The organism is Microbacterium sp. M3 (genome assembly GCF_033548675.1).
Lineage (GTDB): Bacteria > Actinomycetota > Actinomycetes > Actinomycetales > Microbacteriaceae > Microbacterium > Microbacterium arthrosphaerae.
On record NZ_JAWTZT010000004.1, the window covers coordinates 17,786 to 31,936 of the forward strand.

Here is a 14,151-nt window from a genome sequence, read left to right on the forward strand (position 1 = left end):
CCGCGCCCGCACGAGAATCAACGAGAAGCGAGAGCAACATGACGATGACCCCCGAACAGGCGGCCTGGTTCCAGGGCACCTTCGCGCGCCTGGTCGACAACGTCGACCAGGCCCTGATGGGCAAGCGCGAGGTCGTCGGGCTGGTGCTGTCGGCGATGCTCGCCGAGGGGCACGTGCTGCTGGAGGATGCCCCGGGCACCGGCAAGACGAGCCTCGCCAAGGCGCTCGCCGCCACCGTGCAGGGCACGAGCAGCCGCATCCAGTTCACGCCCGACCTGCTGCCGTCCGACGTGACCGGCGTGACGATCTACGACCAGGCCTCGCACAAGTTCGAGTTCCATCGCGGACCGGTCTTCGCCTCCATCGTGCTCGCCGACGAGATCAACCGCGCGTCGCCGAAGACCCAGTCGGCGCTGCTGGAGGTCATGGAGGAGTCGCGCGTGACGGTCGACGGTGTGGCGCACGAGGTCGGTCGCCCGTTCCTCGTCATCGCGACGCAGAACCCGATCGAGCAGGCGGGCACCTACAAGCTGCCCGAGGCGCAGCTCGATCGCTTCCTGGTGAAGACCTCGATCGGCTACCCCGACCTGGCCGTCGCCGAGCGCATCCTCGCGGGCGCGGCCGACCGCAACCCGTCGGCGCACCTCCCCGCCATCATCACGACGGGCGCCGTCGCCGACATGGCCGACCTCGCGAGCACCGTGCACGTCGACCCGGCGGTGCTGCGCTACACCGCGCAGCTCGCCGAGGCCACGCGCACCGACACCGCGACGCGCGTGGGCGTCTCGGTGCGCGGCTCGCTCGCGATGATCCGCGTCGCCAAGGTCTACGCCGCCGCCCAGGGCCGTCACTTCGTGCTGCCCGACGACGTCAAGGGACTCGTCGGCCCGGTCTGGACGCACCGCATCGTGCTCGACCCCGAGGCGGAGTTCGCCGGGACGTCCGCCGAGACGGTGATCGCGCGCGTGCTCGAGTCGGTCGCCGCACCGCAGGCGAGGTCCGCGGCCTGATGACGACGGAGGCACTCGGGCAGGCGAGCGGCGCGGAGGACCCCCGCGCCTGGTACGGGCAGCTGGCGCTGAGCGCGCTGCGCCGTGCCGGGGCCGTGCTCGGCCGCGTGTTCGCGGTCGTGCGTCCCGCCGCCTGGGTGCTGCTGGCCGCGATGGCGGTGCTGTGGATCGCCGGGCAGGCGCTCGGCTGGTGGGAGCTCACCGTCGCAGCGCTCGTGGTCGCGGTGGTGCTCGCCCTGTGCCTGCTGTTCCTCATCGGGCGGACCGCGTACGACGTCTCGCTCGACCTCAACCGCACGCGCGTCGTGGTCGGGGAGCGTGCCGTGGGCGCGCTGACCCTGTCGAACACCGGCACGCGGGCCATCCTGCCCTCGCGGGTCGTGCTGCCGGTCGGCAACGGCCGCGGCGTGTTCGACGTGCAGCGGCTGGCCGCCGGCGACTCCGCCGAGGAGCTGTTCGCGATTCCGACCACCCGCCGCGCCGTGGTCGAGGTCGGCCCGGTGAGCGTCGTGCGCGGCGATCCGCTCGGGCTCTTCGAACGGGTGCACCGGCGTGACGAGCCCGTCGACCTCTTCGTGCACCCGCGCACGGTGCTCTTCGACGGCCAGTCCCTCGGCTTCCTCCGCGACCTCGAGGGCCTTCCCGCCACCGACCTGTCACCGGACGACGTGTCGTTCCACGCTCTGCGCGAGTACCAGCCGGGCGACGACCTGCGCCACGTGCACTGGAAGTCGACGGCGCGCACCGGCCACATGATGGTGCGCCAGTTCGAAGAGACGCGGCGCTCGCACTTCGTGATCGGGCTGTCGACGAACCCGGGCGACTACCGCGACGACGACGAGTTCGAGCTCGCGATCTCGGCCGCCGGCTCGCTGGGGCTCCGCGCCCTGCGCGACTCCCACCGCGTCGAGGTGCGCGTGCAGGAGCGCGCGCTGCCGGCGGGCACCGGCAAGCAGTTCCTCGACGCGCTGTCGGCGCTCGGGGCGTCCAAGCCCCGCGCCGGCAGCGTGGTCGAGCTCGCGGGCGTCGTGGCCGCGACCCTGCCGCTGGCGAGCGTCGTGGTGCTGGTGTGCGGCACCCGCGTCGATGCGAACGACCTGCGGGCCGCGTGCAGCCGGCTGCCGTTCGGCGCCCGGGTACTGGCCGTCGTCGCCGGCTCGCCCGCCACCGCGCCGTCGCTGCGCCGCATCGGCGAGGCCGACGTCGTCACCGTCGGCGCGCTCGAGCAGCTGCCCAGCGCCCTGCGGAAGGTGCTGGCATGACGGCACCGACGTCCGCGCCTTCCCGCCGCGCCGCGAACCGCGCACGCCCAGCCCGCACCGCGACTGCCGCCCCCGCCGCGAGCACCGCCAAGGCCGAGGCGCTGCCGCTGCGGCGGTGGATCCTCGACCTCAGTGCCGTGGCGGCGCTGCTGCTCATCCCGGTCGTGGGCTTCTGGCCGACGTTCGACGGCCCGCTGTACCTCGTCGCCGCGCTCGGCGCGCTCGCGCTGGGGATGGGGCTGGCGGTCCTCGGGCGCATGTTCCGCTGGGGCGTGCTGCTCCTCGCCGGCGCGACCGTGCTGGTCTACCTCCTCTTCGGCGGCGCGTTCGCCCTGCCCCACACGACCGTCCTGGGCTTCGTGCCGACGCTCGACACCATCCGCCAGCTCGCGCTCGGCGCCGTGCTGTCGTGGAAGCAGCTGCTCACCACCGTGGCTCCTGTCGCCGCCGACGGCGGCCACCTCGTCGTGCCCTTCCTCCTCACCCTCGTCGCCGCCGTGCTGACGACGTCGTTCGCGCTGCGCCTGCGCAGCGCCGCGTGGGCGCTCGTTCCGGCCGCCGTCTTCCTCGCCGTCGAGATCGCCCTCGGCACCTCGCAGCCGGCGGTGCCGGTGGTGCAGGGCGTCGTCTTCGGCCTCGTCGCGGTGGTGTGGCTCGCGATCCGTCAGGCGTGGCAGCCGCAGCAGGCGGCCATCTCGGTGGGCGAAGGCGCCGCACGACGCGGGCCGGCGGTCCGCCGGGTGGTGATGGGCGCCGCGGTCGTCGTCATCGCGGGCGTCGTCGGCGTCGCCACGAGCGGCTTCGCCGCGCCGTCGTCCCCGCGGTACGTGCTGCGCGACGTCGTGATCCCGCCGTTCGACATCCGCGAGTTCGCGAGCCCCCTGCAGTCGTTCCGGTCGTACGTGCGCGACCACCCCGACGAGGCGCTGTTCACGGTGAGCGGCCTCCCCGAGGGGGCGCGCGTGCGCCTGGCGACGATGGACGCCTACAACGGCACGGTCTACAACGTCTCGGACGAGGGTGCGGGCGCCTCGAGCGCGTTCTCCCCGGCGCGGACGAACATGTCGGCCGACGCCGAGGGCACGCCGGCCACGGTGCACGTCGAGATCGGCGCGCTGGAGGGCGTGTGGATGCCGGATGCCGGCGCCGTGCGCAGCGTGACGTTCGACGGCGACCGTGCCGACGACCTCCGGCGCACCGCGCACTACAACGAGTCCACCCAGACCGGCGTGGTCACGGCGGGCCTCGCCGCCGACGACGCGTACACGCTGGACACGGTGATCCCCGCGGTCCCGAGCGACGAGCAGCTCGGCGACACCGCCTTCGCCCCGCTGAAGCTGCCCAAGCAGGAGGGGGTGCCCGAGAGCCTGGCCGAGATCGCGTCCGAGACCACGGCCGATGCGGCGACCCCCGTCGAGCAGGTGCGCGCGCTGCAGCTGATGCTCTCGGAGGACGGCTTCTTCAGCCACGGCCTCGCCGGTCAGCCCCTCTCGCGAGCAGGCCACGGCGCCGAGCGCATCGCGACCCTGCTCGGCTCGCAGCAGATGGTGGGCGACGACGAGCAGTACGCCACCGCGATGGCGCTCCTCGCCCGCGAGATCGGCATCCCCGCGCGTGTCGTGATGGGCTTCTACCCCGAGGAGGATGCCGCGGGAGAGCCGGTCTTCGAGGCCACGGGCGAGACGCTCCACGCGTGGGTCGAGGTGGCGTTCGACGGCGCCGGCTGGGTGCCCTTCGACCCGACGCCGCCCGAGGACCAGGTTCCCAGCGACCAGACGACGAAGCCGAAGGCCGACCCCAAGCCGCAGGTGCTGCAGCCGCCGCCCCCGCCGCAGGAGCAGGTCGATCTGCCGCCGACCGTCGCGGACGACCGCGGCTCGGAGGACGAGGACGCGCTCGACCTCGGGCTGCTGTGGACGATCCTGTCGATCGGCATCGGCGCGCTCGCCGTCCTGGCGGTGCTGCTCGCGCCGTTCATCGTCATCGGCGTGCTGAAGGCCGCGCGCCGTCGCAAGCGCCGCGCCGCCGAGCGGGCCGCCGACCGCATCAGCGGCGGCTGGGACGAGCTCGTCGACCGCGCCGCGGACTACGGGGCGCCCGTGCGGCCCGGCGCGACGCGCCAGGAGGATGCCGGCGTGCTCACTGCCGTGTTCGCCGAACCCCGGGTGGCGACGCTCGCCACCCGCGCCGACCTCGAGGTCTTCGGCCCGACCGAGCCGACGACCGACGACATCGAAGCCTTCTGGACCGAGGTCGACCACATCGTCGGCGACATGGGCCGCGAGCGCTCGCTGTGGCAGCGGCTGCGGGCGAGGCTCAGCATCCGCTCCCTCCTCGCCGGCACGCGGTTCGCGCTCCCGCCCCGGCCCGTTCGCGCAACGCCCGCCGCCGCCGACGCGCCTACGGTCTCTCCGGCGTCGCCGGACCGCCCGGAGTCGACCGCCGCGCCCCGGGCCGCCCGCAGAACGCGCCGCGCGCAGCGCACCGAACCCCCCGCTCCGTCCGCCCCCCAGGAGACCCCATGACCGTCAGTTCGCCCGTCGCCGCCCCCGCGGCGACCATCGGTCGCCGCGTGGGCGCGTTCGCGATCGACCTCGCGATCGCCTACGCCCTCGGGGCCGCGCTGATCGGCATCATGACGGGCGTCGTGTTCGGCGCCGACGCCGATCCGGTCGGTCTCGCGATCCTGGTGTCGGCCGGCTCTCTCGTGATCGGTCTCGTGCTGTTCGCGTGGTGGCTCGTCTACTCGGCGATGCAGGGCGGACGCGGCTCGATCGGGCAGCGTCTGCTCGGGCTGCAGCTGCACGACGCCGACGCCGCCGGCCCGATCGGCTTCTGGCGCGCCGTCTGGCGCAACATCGTCTTCGGCCTCGCCGGCTCGATCGTCATCGGCTACTTCTCGCCGCTGTTCGACGGACGCCGTCGCCACCAGGGCTGGCACGACAAGGCGTCGCGCGCCGTCGTGGTGAACGTGCGGGGGACGGATGCCGCGTCCCGCGTCGCCGCGTCGCCCGCGGCGGCCGTCGACAATCCGTACCTGCCCTGGCCCGACTTCACCGCCCGCGCGTCGGCGCCGGCGGCCGCGTCGGCACCGTCCCTCGCCTCGGCCGCAGCTGCCCCGACGTCCACCTCGGCCCCCGCTGCACCGCCGGCGCCCCCGGTCGCTGTGCCCGTGGCCGCCGCCGCACCGGTGCCGTGGCCCGGATACGGCGCCGCACCCGCGCCGTCGGCCCCCGTGCGCCCGAGCCCGCCCGTCGTCACCCGGGTGATCGACGGCATGCCCTGGGTGACGGGGGAGGCACCGTCGGCTCCGATGGTCCGCGCCCCGCAGTACCGGCCCCCGGCGACGGAGGCGTTCCCGAGCGTCACCATGCCCTTCCCCGCCGCGACCACGACGGAGCCGCTCGGGGCCGCTGTCGCCGCGGCCGCGGCATCCGTCGCCACCATCGCTCCCGCGGACGAGCTCGACTCGACCCGCGTCGCCGTCCCGCCGCCCGCGCAACGCGCCGCCCTCTACGCCGAGGCGCCCGTGCTCGCGGTGCTCACGTGGGACGACGGCACGCGCATGGCGGTCTACGGCCGCACCCTCTACGGGCGCAACCCCGCTGCAGAGACCGGTGCGGTCTCGGTAGCCGTGCGCGACGAGACGCTGTCGCTGTCGAAGACGCACTTCGAGATCGGCGGCGACGCGGGCGGAGCCTGGATCGCCGACCGTCATTCGACGAACGGCACCGTCCTCGTGCGTGACGGGGTGCGCATCCCACTCGCGCCGGCCGGTCGCACCACCCTGCGCGTGGGCGACCAGCTCGAGTTCGGCGACCGGCGCGTCGCGGTGGGTGCCGCGTGACGGCCGAGCCCGGCACCGCGATCGCGGTGGCGTTCGGAGCCGCGACCGATGCGGGTCTGCGCCGCCGCATCAACGAGGATTCGTACCTCGCCGCCGCGCCGCTGTTCCTCGTGGCCGACGGCATGGGCGGACACAACGCGGGCGAGATCGCCAGCGCGGCCGTCGTCGACGAGTTCGCGGCCCTCGTCGGCCGCGAGAGCCTCACGATCGACGAGGTGCAGGCCGCGGTGTCGGCCGCCCGCCGGCGCGTCGGGGCGCTGCCGCCGGGCGGAGGGGCCGGCGCGGGCACCACCCTCGCGGGCGTCGTCATCGCCGACGTCGACGGCGAGGGCTACTGGCTCACGATCAATCTCGGCGACTCGCGCACGTACCGGCTGAGCGAGGGCCGCTTCGAGCAGGTGAGCGTCGACCACTCGGTCGTGCAGGAGCTCGTCGACAGCGGGCAGCTCGCGGCCGACGCGGCGCAGCGCGACTCCCGTCGCAACGTGATCACCCGGGCGATCGGCGCGGGGAGCGACGCCGAGCCTGACTACTGGCTCCTCCCCGCCGAGGACGGCGACCGCATCCTGGTGTGCTCCGACGGGCTCTCGGGCGAGCTCGACCACGACGCCCTGCACGGCATCCTGCTCGCCGAGGCCGACCCGCAGGCGGCGGCCACGAGGCTGGTGCACGAGGCGATGGTGCGCGGAGGCCGTGACAACATCACCGCGCTGGTCGTGGACGCGCTCGCGGTGCGCACGCGCGCCAACCGGACACACGAACGCGATACGGTGCCGGTGGGCGCCCCCGCCGACCTGGATGCCGACATCGACGGCGACACCCTGCCGCGGGCGGTCGCCACAGGAGGATTCTGATGCCGACGCTGTACGCCCCGGGAACGACGCCGATCGCGGTCACGCCGCGCGGCTTCGTGGTGCTCGAGCCGGGGGCCTCCGCGTCGCTGCTCGCGCGCATCCGCGCCGTCGTGTCGGACGGACGCGGCCTGGGTGGCGTCATCGAGGCCCTCACCGGCGCGTACGGCGCGTCGCTCACCGCCATCCCCTCCTTCGCGGTGGCGCTCGCCGAGGTCGACGGTGTGCGGCTCGCGGTGCGGGGCGAGCTCGTCCTCGAGGTCGACGCCGCGGCGCCCGAGCGCGTCTCGGGTGCGGGCGTCACCACCTGGACCGAGCGCGTCGTGGCGGGGGTCTCCCGCGTGGCGCTCACCACCGAAGACCTCGACGCGGCCGCGCCGGCCGAGTTCGAGATCGCCGACGGCGTGGTGCTCGCGGCGGGAATCGTGTGGGATGCCGCGGCCACCCGCTCGTCCTCACCCGCGGTCGTGGCGGGCGCCCCGGTCTCCGCGCGCCCGTCCGGCGCGCCCGCTGCGGCGCCCGCCGGCGGGGAGGCGCTCGGACGCCCTGGCGCGGACGCGTCGCCCGCAGCGGAGCCGGCACCGGTCGCTGCGGCGGGTCCGGCCGCGGCGACCGCTGCCGCGACCGCCGCACCCGCGGTCGCCGCGCCGGCGCCGCCCACCGTCGCGCCCGGGGCAGCCGGAGGCGCTCGGGCCGCGGCATCCGCACCCTCCATCGGCGTGCCGGTGCCGCCCTCCGGGGCAGCCGCACCCGCGGGCCCGCGCACACCGGGTAGCGGACTCATCGACTCGAACTCGGTGCCGTCGGTCGCCGACGCCGAGACGCTGCTGCCCTCGGACTCGACGCTGCTGTCGAAGGACGCACCGCCGTCGCGATCGGGGGGCGACGCAGAGAAGCCGTTCGACGAGGACGACGCCGCGGCCACCGCCGCACCCAGCGGCGACGAGCCGTGGGCGGCCACGATCATCCGGTCGATGGGCACGCCCGCCCCGGCCGCCGCCGCGCCGGCGCCCCCCGTGGCCGGCGACCACGACGGCGCCACCATCTCGCTCGCGCAGGCCCGCGCGCTGCGGGCGGAAGCGGCGGCCGACGCCGAGTTCGAGCGCACGGCGGTGTCGTCCTCCGGGACGCCCGACGCCCTCGCGCCGCCGCGCCCGCCGGCGCCCGGCCGGGTGCGGGTGTCGACCGGACAGGTGATCCCGCTCGACCGCACCGTCGTGATCGGCCGGCGTCCGCGTTCGACCCGCGTGAGCGGCACCGACCTGCCGCACCTCGTCGCCGTCGACAGCCCTCAGCAGGACATCTCGCGCAGCCACGTCGAGCTGCGCGTCGAGGGGGAGAGCATCGTCGCGACCGATCTGCGCACGACCAACGGCACGACCCTGCTGCGCCCCGGTGCCGACCCGGTGCGGCTGCACCCCGGTGAGGGGACGGTCGTCATCGCCGGCGACGTGCTCGACCTCGGCGACGGCATCACGGTCGCGATCGAAGGGATGTCGTGAGCGCGAAGCGCGCGCCCATGGCGCCGCCCGACCTTCCGGGCTTCACCTACGTCGACCTGCTCGGCTCGGGCGGCTTCGCCGACGTGTACCTGTACGAGCAGCAGCTGCCCAAGCGGCGCGTCGCGGTGAAGGTGCTGCTGACCGACCGGATGTCGAGCGGCTCGGTCGAGGAGTTCACCGCCGAGGCCAACGTCATGGCCATGCTCTCGACGCATCCGGCGATCGTGACGATCTACCAGGCGGGAGTCGCCCAGGACGGCCGGCCGTACCTCGTGATGGAGTACTGCCCGCGGCCCAACCTGCAGGTGCGGTACCGGCGCGAGCCCTTCTCGATCGCCGAGTCGCTGCGGGTCGGCGTGCAGGTCGCGGCGGCCGTGGAGACGGCGCACCGCGCCGGGGTGCTGCACCGCGACATCAAGCCCGCCAACATCCTCGTCACCGAATACAACCGCCCCGCCCTCACCGATTTCGGCATCGCCTCGACCACGAGCGCGGCCGCCGAGTCCGCGGGCCTGTCGATCCCCTGGTCGCCGCCGGAGTCGTTCGCCGACGTGCCCCGCAGCGACCCGCGCTCGGATGTCTACGCGCTGGGCGCGACGGTGTACACGCTCCTGGCGGGGCGCTCGCCCTTCGAGCTGCCCGGCCAGCGCAACACCGCCGCCGAGCTCATCCACCGCATCGAGACGCTCGCGCTGCCCGCGCTCGGCCGCGCCGACGTGCCGGTGTCGCTCCAGCGTGTGCTCGATCGCGCGATGGCCAAGGCGCCCGCCGATCGGTACGAGAGCGCACTGGCGTTCGCCCGGGCGCTGCAGACCGTGCAGATCGAGCTGGCCCACTCGGTCACGCCGATCGACATCCTCGACGATCACCTCCCCGACGACATCGAGGAGGACGAGGACGACGGCCTCACCCGCGTCCGCGGCGTCGTCAGCATCAACCCCGACACCACGCCCGCGGCCGGCATGACCCGTCCCTCGGCGACGACGGCGCCCAGCGCCTTCGCCCCGCCGGCGAGCGCGTTCGCGCCGCCGGCCGAACCGGCGGCGGCCGACACCGTCGCGCGGCCGGCGATGGCTCCGTCGGCCTACGAGCAGACGGTGCGCCGGGCCGATGCGGCGTCGATGCCGCTCGACGAGACGGTGCTGCGCGCGCCGGTTCCGGTGGCGCCACCCTTCACTGCGGGACCGGATGCCTCGTCCTTCGCGCTTCCCGCCGCACCGGTCGCCGTCCCCGATGGTGCCGGTCCGGCCCCGCGCCGTCGCACGGGACTGTGGATCGGGCTCGGTGTGGGTGCGCTCGTGCTCGTCGCGGTCATCGTCGGGGTCTCGCTGCCCGGCATCCTCGCCGGCACGCCCGACGCCGAGCCGCAGCCCTCCGGCTCGTCCGCGCCACAGGATCCGCTGTCGCTGGTGGTGCCCGCCGTCGAGGACGTCACCGGAGCCCCCGTCGAGGGCGGCGTGCGCTTCACCTGGACCAACCCCGATCCGCAGGACGGTGACACCTACATCGTGACGCCGGTCACCATCACCGACGTCACGGCGGAGTCCGAGCCGGTCGACGTCGCCGAGATCGTCGTGCCGGCCGCCGCGACCGGGCAGACGTGCGTGGACGTCACATTGGTGCGCGAGAACGGCCGCTTCCAGCAGACGCCGACCCGAGGATGCACCCCGTGACCGCCGCCGTCGCCGATGCCCTGACCGTCGAGTTCGCAGGGGAGGAGTTCTCCGTCGCGCCCGACACGGTGTTCACCGTCGGACGCGAGGGCGACCTCGCCATCGACGACAACCTCTTCCTGCACCGCAACTTCCTCACGATCCAGCACGTCGAGGGGCTCTGGCTGCTCTCCAACGTCGGCTCGCGCCTGTCGGCGACCGTCACCGACACGGGCGGCCGCGTGCAGGCGTGGCTCGCACCCGGTGCGCGGCTGCCGCTCGTCTTCGCCGCGACATCCGTCATCTTCAGCGCCGGTCCGACGACCTACGAGCTCACGATCCACGCCGCCGAGCCGACGTTCCGCGAGACGCCGCCGACGCCCGACGACGACGGCCTCAGCACGATCGGCGACGTGCCGCTCACCCACAGCCAGCGCGTCATGATCCTTGCGCTGGCCGAACCCGTGCTGCGCCGCGACGGCACGGGCATGAGCGAGCTGCCGACGTCGGCACAGGCCGCCGAGCGTCTCGGCTGGACGCTCACGCGCTTCAACCGCAAGCTCGACAACGTGTGCGACAAGCTCGACCGCATCGGCGTGCCCGGCATGCGCGGCGGTGTGCGCTCGTACGCCACGAACCGCCGCGTGCGTCTCGTCGAGCACGCCCTCGCGGCCCGCCTCGTGACGCGCGACGACCTGCCGCTCCTCGACGAGGAGCGGGCGAACTCGCTCAGCGGCGCCGGGGAGTCCGGCGCCGACGACGCCTGACCCGCGGTCGCTCCTGTCGCACCCGCCTCCCGGGTTTCCGGCGCTCTGCGGCGCAAGGCCCTGCGCCTGCGGCTTTGCGCGCTGCAGGTGCGCCCGTGTCCCACTTTCTGCGGAGCATGTCCCACTTTCGGTCCCAACCACGGCCGGGTAGCGCAGAAAGTGGGACATGCCATCCCTGCGTGTCCCACTTTCCGGCCCAACCGCGGCCGGGAACGACCGAAAGTGGGACATGCCCTCGACGCTCCTCGCCCGCTCAGCGGTCCAAGGCCCTGCGCCCGCGGCAGTTCGGGCCCGATGTCCCACTTCCGGCGGTGTGCGTGTCCCACTTTCCACGGAGCATGTCCCGCTTTCGGTCCCAACCGCGGCCGGGAATTACCGAAAGTGGGACACGCCCTCTACGCCGCCCCGCGCTCTGCGGTCTAAGACCCTGCGCCTGCGGCAGCTCGGTGCCCGGTGTCCCAGTTCCGGCGGTGCGTGTCCCACTTCCGGCGGTGCATGTCCCACTTTCGGTCCCAACCGCGGCCGGGAGCCACCGAAAGTGGGACATGCCGCCCACGCGTGTCCCGCTTTCGGGCCCAACCGCGGTCGGGAGCCACCGAAAGTGGGACATGCCATCCACCCTGGTGGCGGACAGCCGGCCCCGGGTGGTCGTCCGCACTGGGCGGGCTCGCGGAGCAGGCGGGCTCGCGCGCGGAGCGGTTGAGGCGCAGCGCGGCGGCCGCGCGCAGGCGCGTCAGCGTCCGGCGTCGTAGAGGTGGCGGCCGCCGTGGCTCACGACCTTGACGACCACACCGCGGCGGTGCAGCTCGGCGACCGTTCGGGTCTCCTCGTCGATGTCGCGGCCGAGGGCGTGCACGTTCGCGACGACGAGCACGTCGCCCCGGCCCAGGGTGCCGAAGAGGCGCACCAGGCGTTCCTCCCAGGACTCGAGCGTCTCGGGGGCGGGGTGCCGGAAGCCCTCGATCGGCACGCCGAAGCGCGTGAGGTCTGCGCGCTGCTCGACCACCGATGGCATGTCGTCGCGCGAGATGACCAGTCCGACGAGCCGGGAGCCGGCGGGCTGGGCCAGCCACCAGTTGCGGTTCTGCTGCAGCTCCGTGAAGCACTTGGGGCACTCGGCGGCCGGGTGCGGCAGGTGCAGCGGCGCGGTCTCGGGCCCGACGGACCCTGACGCCGGCGCAGCATGCGTGTGCGCGGCATCCGGCGTCTTCATCGTCGTCTCGCTCATGTGAGGCCCCCTCGCTCGGCACCCATTGTCTCACTCCGCCCTCACGCCGCCGCGCCGGGATGCCGGCGTCAGTCCTCGTCGTCGAGGCGCAGCTCGAGGCTGAGCTGGTCGGCGTCGAGCTCGGCGAGTGCGTGCCGCAGCGCGGGCGTGCTGTAGCCGCCGCCGGAAGAGAGCTCGTTCAGCCGCGCGCGCATCGCCTCGATCATGGCGAGGCGCAGCTCGAGCAGGTCGCGGGTCGGCAGGCTCTCGGCGTCGTCGGGAGGATCGACCATGCGGCTGCCGACATGCGCGACGAGCTCCGGGGCGAAGGCGGTGCCGTCGCGGCGGCGCAGCAGCGGACTCGACAGGGCCGAGACGGCGGCATCGCGCAGCTCGTCGTCGAGGGCGGACTGCTCCGCCCGTTCGAGTCCGTCGTCGCCGGGCTGCTCCAGTCGCAGCAGTCGCACGAGCCACGGGAGCGTGAAGCCCTGCAGCATGAGGCTCCCGACCGCGACGGCGAATGCGATGAAGACGAGCAGCGCGCGGTCGGTGGTGTCGTCGCGCGGCAGCGTCTGCGCCGCCGCGAGGGTGACGACGCCGCGCATGCCCGCCCACACGATGATGGCGCCGTGCTTCCAGCCGAGCGGCGACGCCTGGTAGTAGTCGAGGTCGCTGAGCGACCGTGAGATGCGGGTGCGCATCGCCGCGAGCCGCCGCTGCACGCGCGGACTGTCCACATCGGGCGCCTCGCGCCTTCTCCGGCTGCGGGATGCCGCGGCCCCGCCACGCGCGCCGCGCCCCGGTGGCGCGACGCCCGGGCCGAGCGTGACGCCCGGGCTGTGCGCGTCGCCCGGGCCGCGCGCGACGCCCAGCCCGAGCGCGACGCCCGAGGCCGACAGGTCGCCCGAGGCGAGCAGGTCGATGCGCTCCGACATCGCCTCGAGCCGACGGCGCTGCCGGCCGCGGGCCCGCCGGCTCTGCAGCCACACGAGGATCGACACGTACGCCGCCCGCGCCATGATGAGGATGGCGAGCGCGCCGGCCGCGATCCCGATGCCGGTGCCGAGGCCGTTGTGGTTCTCGACGTTCTGCGTGACGATCTCATTGAGCTCGAGCCCCATGACCAGGAACACCGCGCCCTCGAGCATCAGCTCGACGGTGCGCCAGTTGTGCTCGTCCGAGCGGCGCTGCTCCGGCGTGAACCACCGTGCGGCACCCTGTCCGGTCACGATCCCCGCGACCACGGCGGCGACGAGACCCGAGCCGCCGAGCTCCTCGGTGGGGATGTACGCGATGAACGGCACCACGAAGCCGATGGCGGTGTTGGCCGCCGAGTTGCGCACCAGCGCGCGCAGACGCAGGTTGAGGTAGCCGACGAGGGCGCCCACGGCGACGGCGACGATGACGCCCCATGCGAAGGCCGGGAGGAAGCCGACCCCGACGCGCGTGTCGCCCCCGACCGACGTGGCGACGGCCACCGAGGCGATCATCGTGCGCAGCAGCACCAGGGCGGTCGCGTCGTTGAGCAGGCTCTCGCCCTCGAGCATCGTCACGACCCGGCGCGACACGCCCAGGCGTTTCACGATCGAGGTGGCCACGGCATCCGTCGGACTGAGAATCGCGCCGAGCGCGACGGCGATGGCGGGATGGATGCCGGGGATCACGGCCATGAAGAACAGCCCGAGCACGACCGAGCTGACGATGACGAGCAGGAACGACAGCCCCGCGATCGGGCCGAAGTCACGGCGGAACTCGATCGCCGGCAGCGCAACGGCCGCGGAGTACAGCAGCGGCGGGAGCACGCCGACGAGGATCCACTCCGGATCGATCTCGGGCACCTCGACGAACGGCAGCAGGCTCACCGCGCCGCCGACCAGCACGAGGATCAGCGGTCCCGCGATGCCGAGCTTGGGGGCGATCGCCGTGGCCAGCGCGATGACCACCACCGCGACGATGACGACGATCAGTGCTTCCACGCGTCAGAGCCTATTCCCGGCCTCACTCGTGGCCTTCGAATCGCGCACCTGGCGCTTTTCGCCGGCCAGAAGCAGCG

At 74.1% G+C, this 14,151-nt stretch carries 10 protein-coding genes; 8 read left to right on the plus strand and 2 right to left on the minus strand.

What is annotated here, in order from left to right:
* Window positions 1-38 precede the first annotated feature (38 nt).
* Genes R8Z57_RS12415 through R8Z57_RS12450 form a run of 8 tightly spaced genes read left to right on the plus strand, consistent with a single transcriptional unit; the run spans window position 39 to window position 10,891 of the window.
* Window positions 39-1,010 (plus strand): MoxR family ATPase, encoded by a 972-nt coding sequence (locus R8Z57_RS12415; protein WP_318354102.1) that lies wholly within the window; start codon window positions 39-41, stop codon window positions 1,008-1,010.
* Window positions 1,010-2,272 carry a DUF58 domain-containing protein gene (locus R8Z57_RS12420; protein WP_318354103.1) on the plus strand — a complete coding sequence of 421 codons (1,263 nt, stop codon included), beginning with the start codon at window positions 1,010-1,012 and terminating at the stop codon, window positions 2,270-2,272. The genes R8Z57_RS12415 and R8Z57_RS12420 overlap by 1 nt, the downstream gene beginning before the upstream one ends.
* Window positions 2,269-4,797, plus strand: a complete 2,529-nt coding sequence (locus R8Z57_RS12425) for a transglutaminase-like domain-containing protein (protein WP_318354104.1) — start codon at window positions 2,269-2,271, stop codon at window positions 4,795-4,797. The genes R8Z57_RS12420 and R8Z57_RS12425 overlap by 4 nt, the downstream gene beginning before the upstream one ends.
* Window positions 4,794-6,119: an RDD family protein gene (locus R8Z57_RS12430; RefSeq protein WP_318354105.1), complete on the plus strand. Its 1,326-nt coding sequence runs from the start codon at window positions 4,794-4,796 to the stop codon at window positions 6,117-6,119. The genes R8Z57_RS12425 and R8Z57_RS12430 overlap by 4 nt, the downstream gene beginning before the upstream one ends.
* On the plus strand, window positions 6,116-6,973 hold the full coding sequence (locus tag R8Z57_RS12435; RefSeq protein WP_318354106.1) for a PP2C family protein-serine/threonine phosphatase: 858 nt from the start codon (window positions 6,116-6,118) through the stop codon (window positions 6,971-6,973). Before R8Z57_RS12430 ends, R8Z57_RS12435 begins: the two co-directional genes overlap by 4 nt.
* Window positions 6,973-8,472, plus strand: a complete 1,500-nt coding sequence (locus R8Z57_RS12440; RefSeq protein WP_318354107.1) for an FHA domain-containing protein — start codon at window positions 6,973-6,975, stop codon at window positions 8,470-8,472. Before R8Z57_RS12435 ends, R8Z57_RS12440 begins: the two co-directional genes overlap by 1 nt.
* Window positions 8,469-10,145, plus strand: coding sequence for a serine/threonine-protein kinase (locus R8Z57_RS12445; protein ID WP_318354108.1), 1,677 nt, complete (start codon window positions 8,469-8,471; stop codon window positions 10,143-10,145). Before R8Z57_RS12440 ends, R8Z57_RS12445 begins: the two co-directional genes overlap by 4 nt.
* Window positions 10,133-10,891, plus strand: a complete 759-nt coding sequence (locus R8Z57_RS12450) for a hypothetical protein (protein WP_318354109.1) — start codon at window positions 10,133-10,135, stop codon at window positions 10,889-10,891. The genes R8Z57_RS12445 and R8Z57_RS12450 overlap by 13 nt, the downstream gene beginning before the upstream one ends.
* A gap of 733 nt (window positions 10,892-11,624) precedes the next feature.
* Here the strand turns inward: R8Z57_RS12450 and R8Z57_RS12455 are convergent.
* Window positions 11,625-12,119, minus strand: a complete 495-nt coding sequence (locus R8Z57_RS12455) for a recombinase family protein (RefSeq protein ID WP_378723876.1) — start codon at window positions 12,117-12,119, stop codon at window positions 11,625-11,627.
* Between the two features lie 68 nt (window positions 12,120-12,187).
* On the minus strand, window positions 12,188-14,074 hold the full coding sequence (locus R8Z57_RS12460) for a sodium:proton antiporter (protein ID WP_318354110.1): 1,887 nt from the start codon (window positions 14,072-14,074) through the stop codon (window positions 12,188-12,190).
* Window positions 14,075-14,151: the final 77 nt, after the last annotated feature.

What these genes read in the sequence shown, in the direction of transcription:
- R8Z57_RS12415 (WP_318354102.1), top strand. Translation starts at nt 39, where the DNA reads ATGACGATGACCCCCGAACAGGCGGCCTGGTTCCAGGGCACCTTCGCG.
- R8Z57_RS12420 (WP_318354103.1), top strand. Translation starts at nt 1,010, where the DNA reads ATGACGACGGAGGCACTCGGGCAGGCGAGCGGCGCGGAGGACCCCCGC.
- R8Z57_RS12425 (WP_318354104.1), top strand. Translation starts at nt 2,269, where the DNA reads ATGACGGCACCGACGTCCGCGCCTTCCCGCCGCGCCGCGAACCGCGCA.
- R8Z57_RS12430 (WP_318354105.1), top strand. Translation starts at nt 4,794, where the DNA reads ATGACCGTCAGTTCGCCCGTCGCCGCCCCCGCGGCGACCATCGGTCGC.
- R8Z57_RS12440 (WP_318354107.1), top strand. Translation starts at nt 6,973, where the DNA reads ATGCCGACGCTGTACGCCCCGGGAACGACGCCGATCGCGGTCACGCCG.
- R8Z57_RS12450 (WP_318354109.1), top strand. Translation starts at nt 10,133, where the DNA reads ATGCACCCCGTGACCGCCGCCGTCGCCGATGCCCTGACCGTCGAGTTC.
- R8Z57_RS12455 (WP_378723876.1), bottom strand. Translation starts at nt 12,119, where the DNA reads ATGAGCGAGACGACGATGAAGACGCCGGATGCCGCGCACACGCATGCT.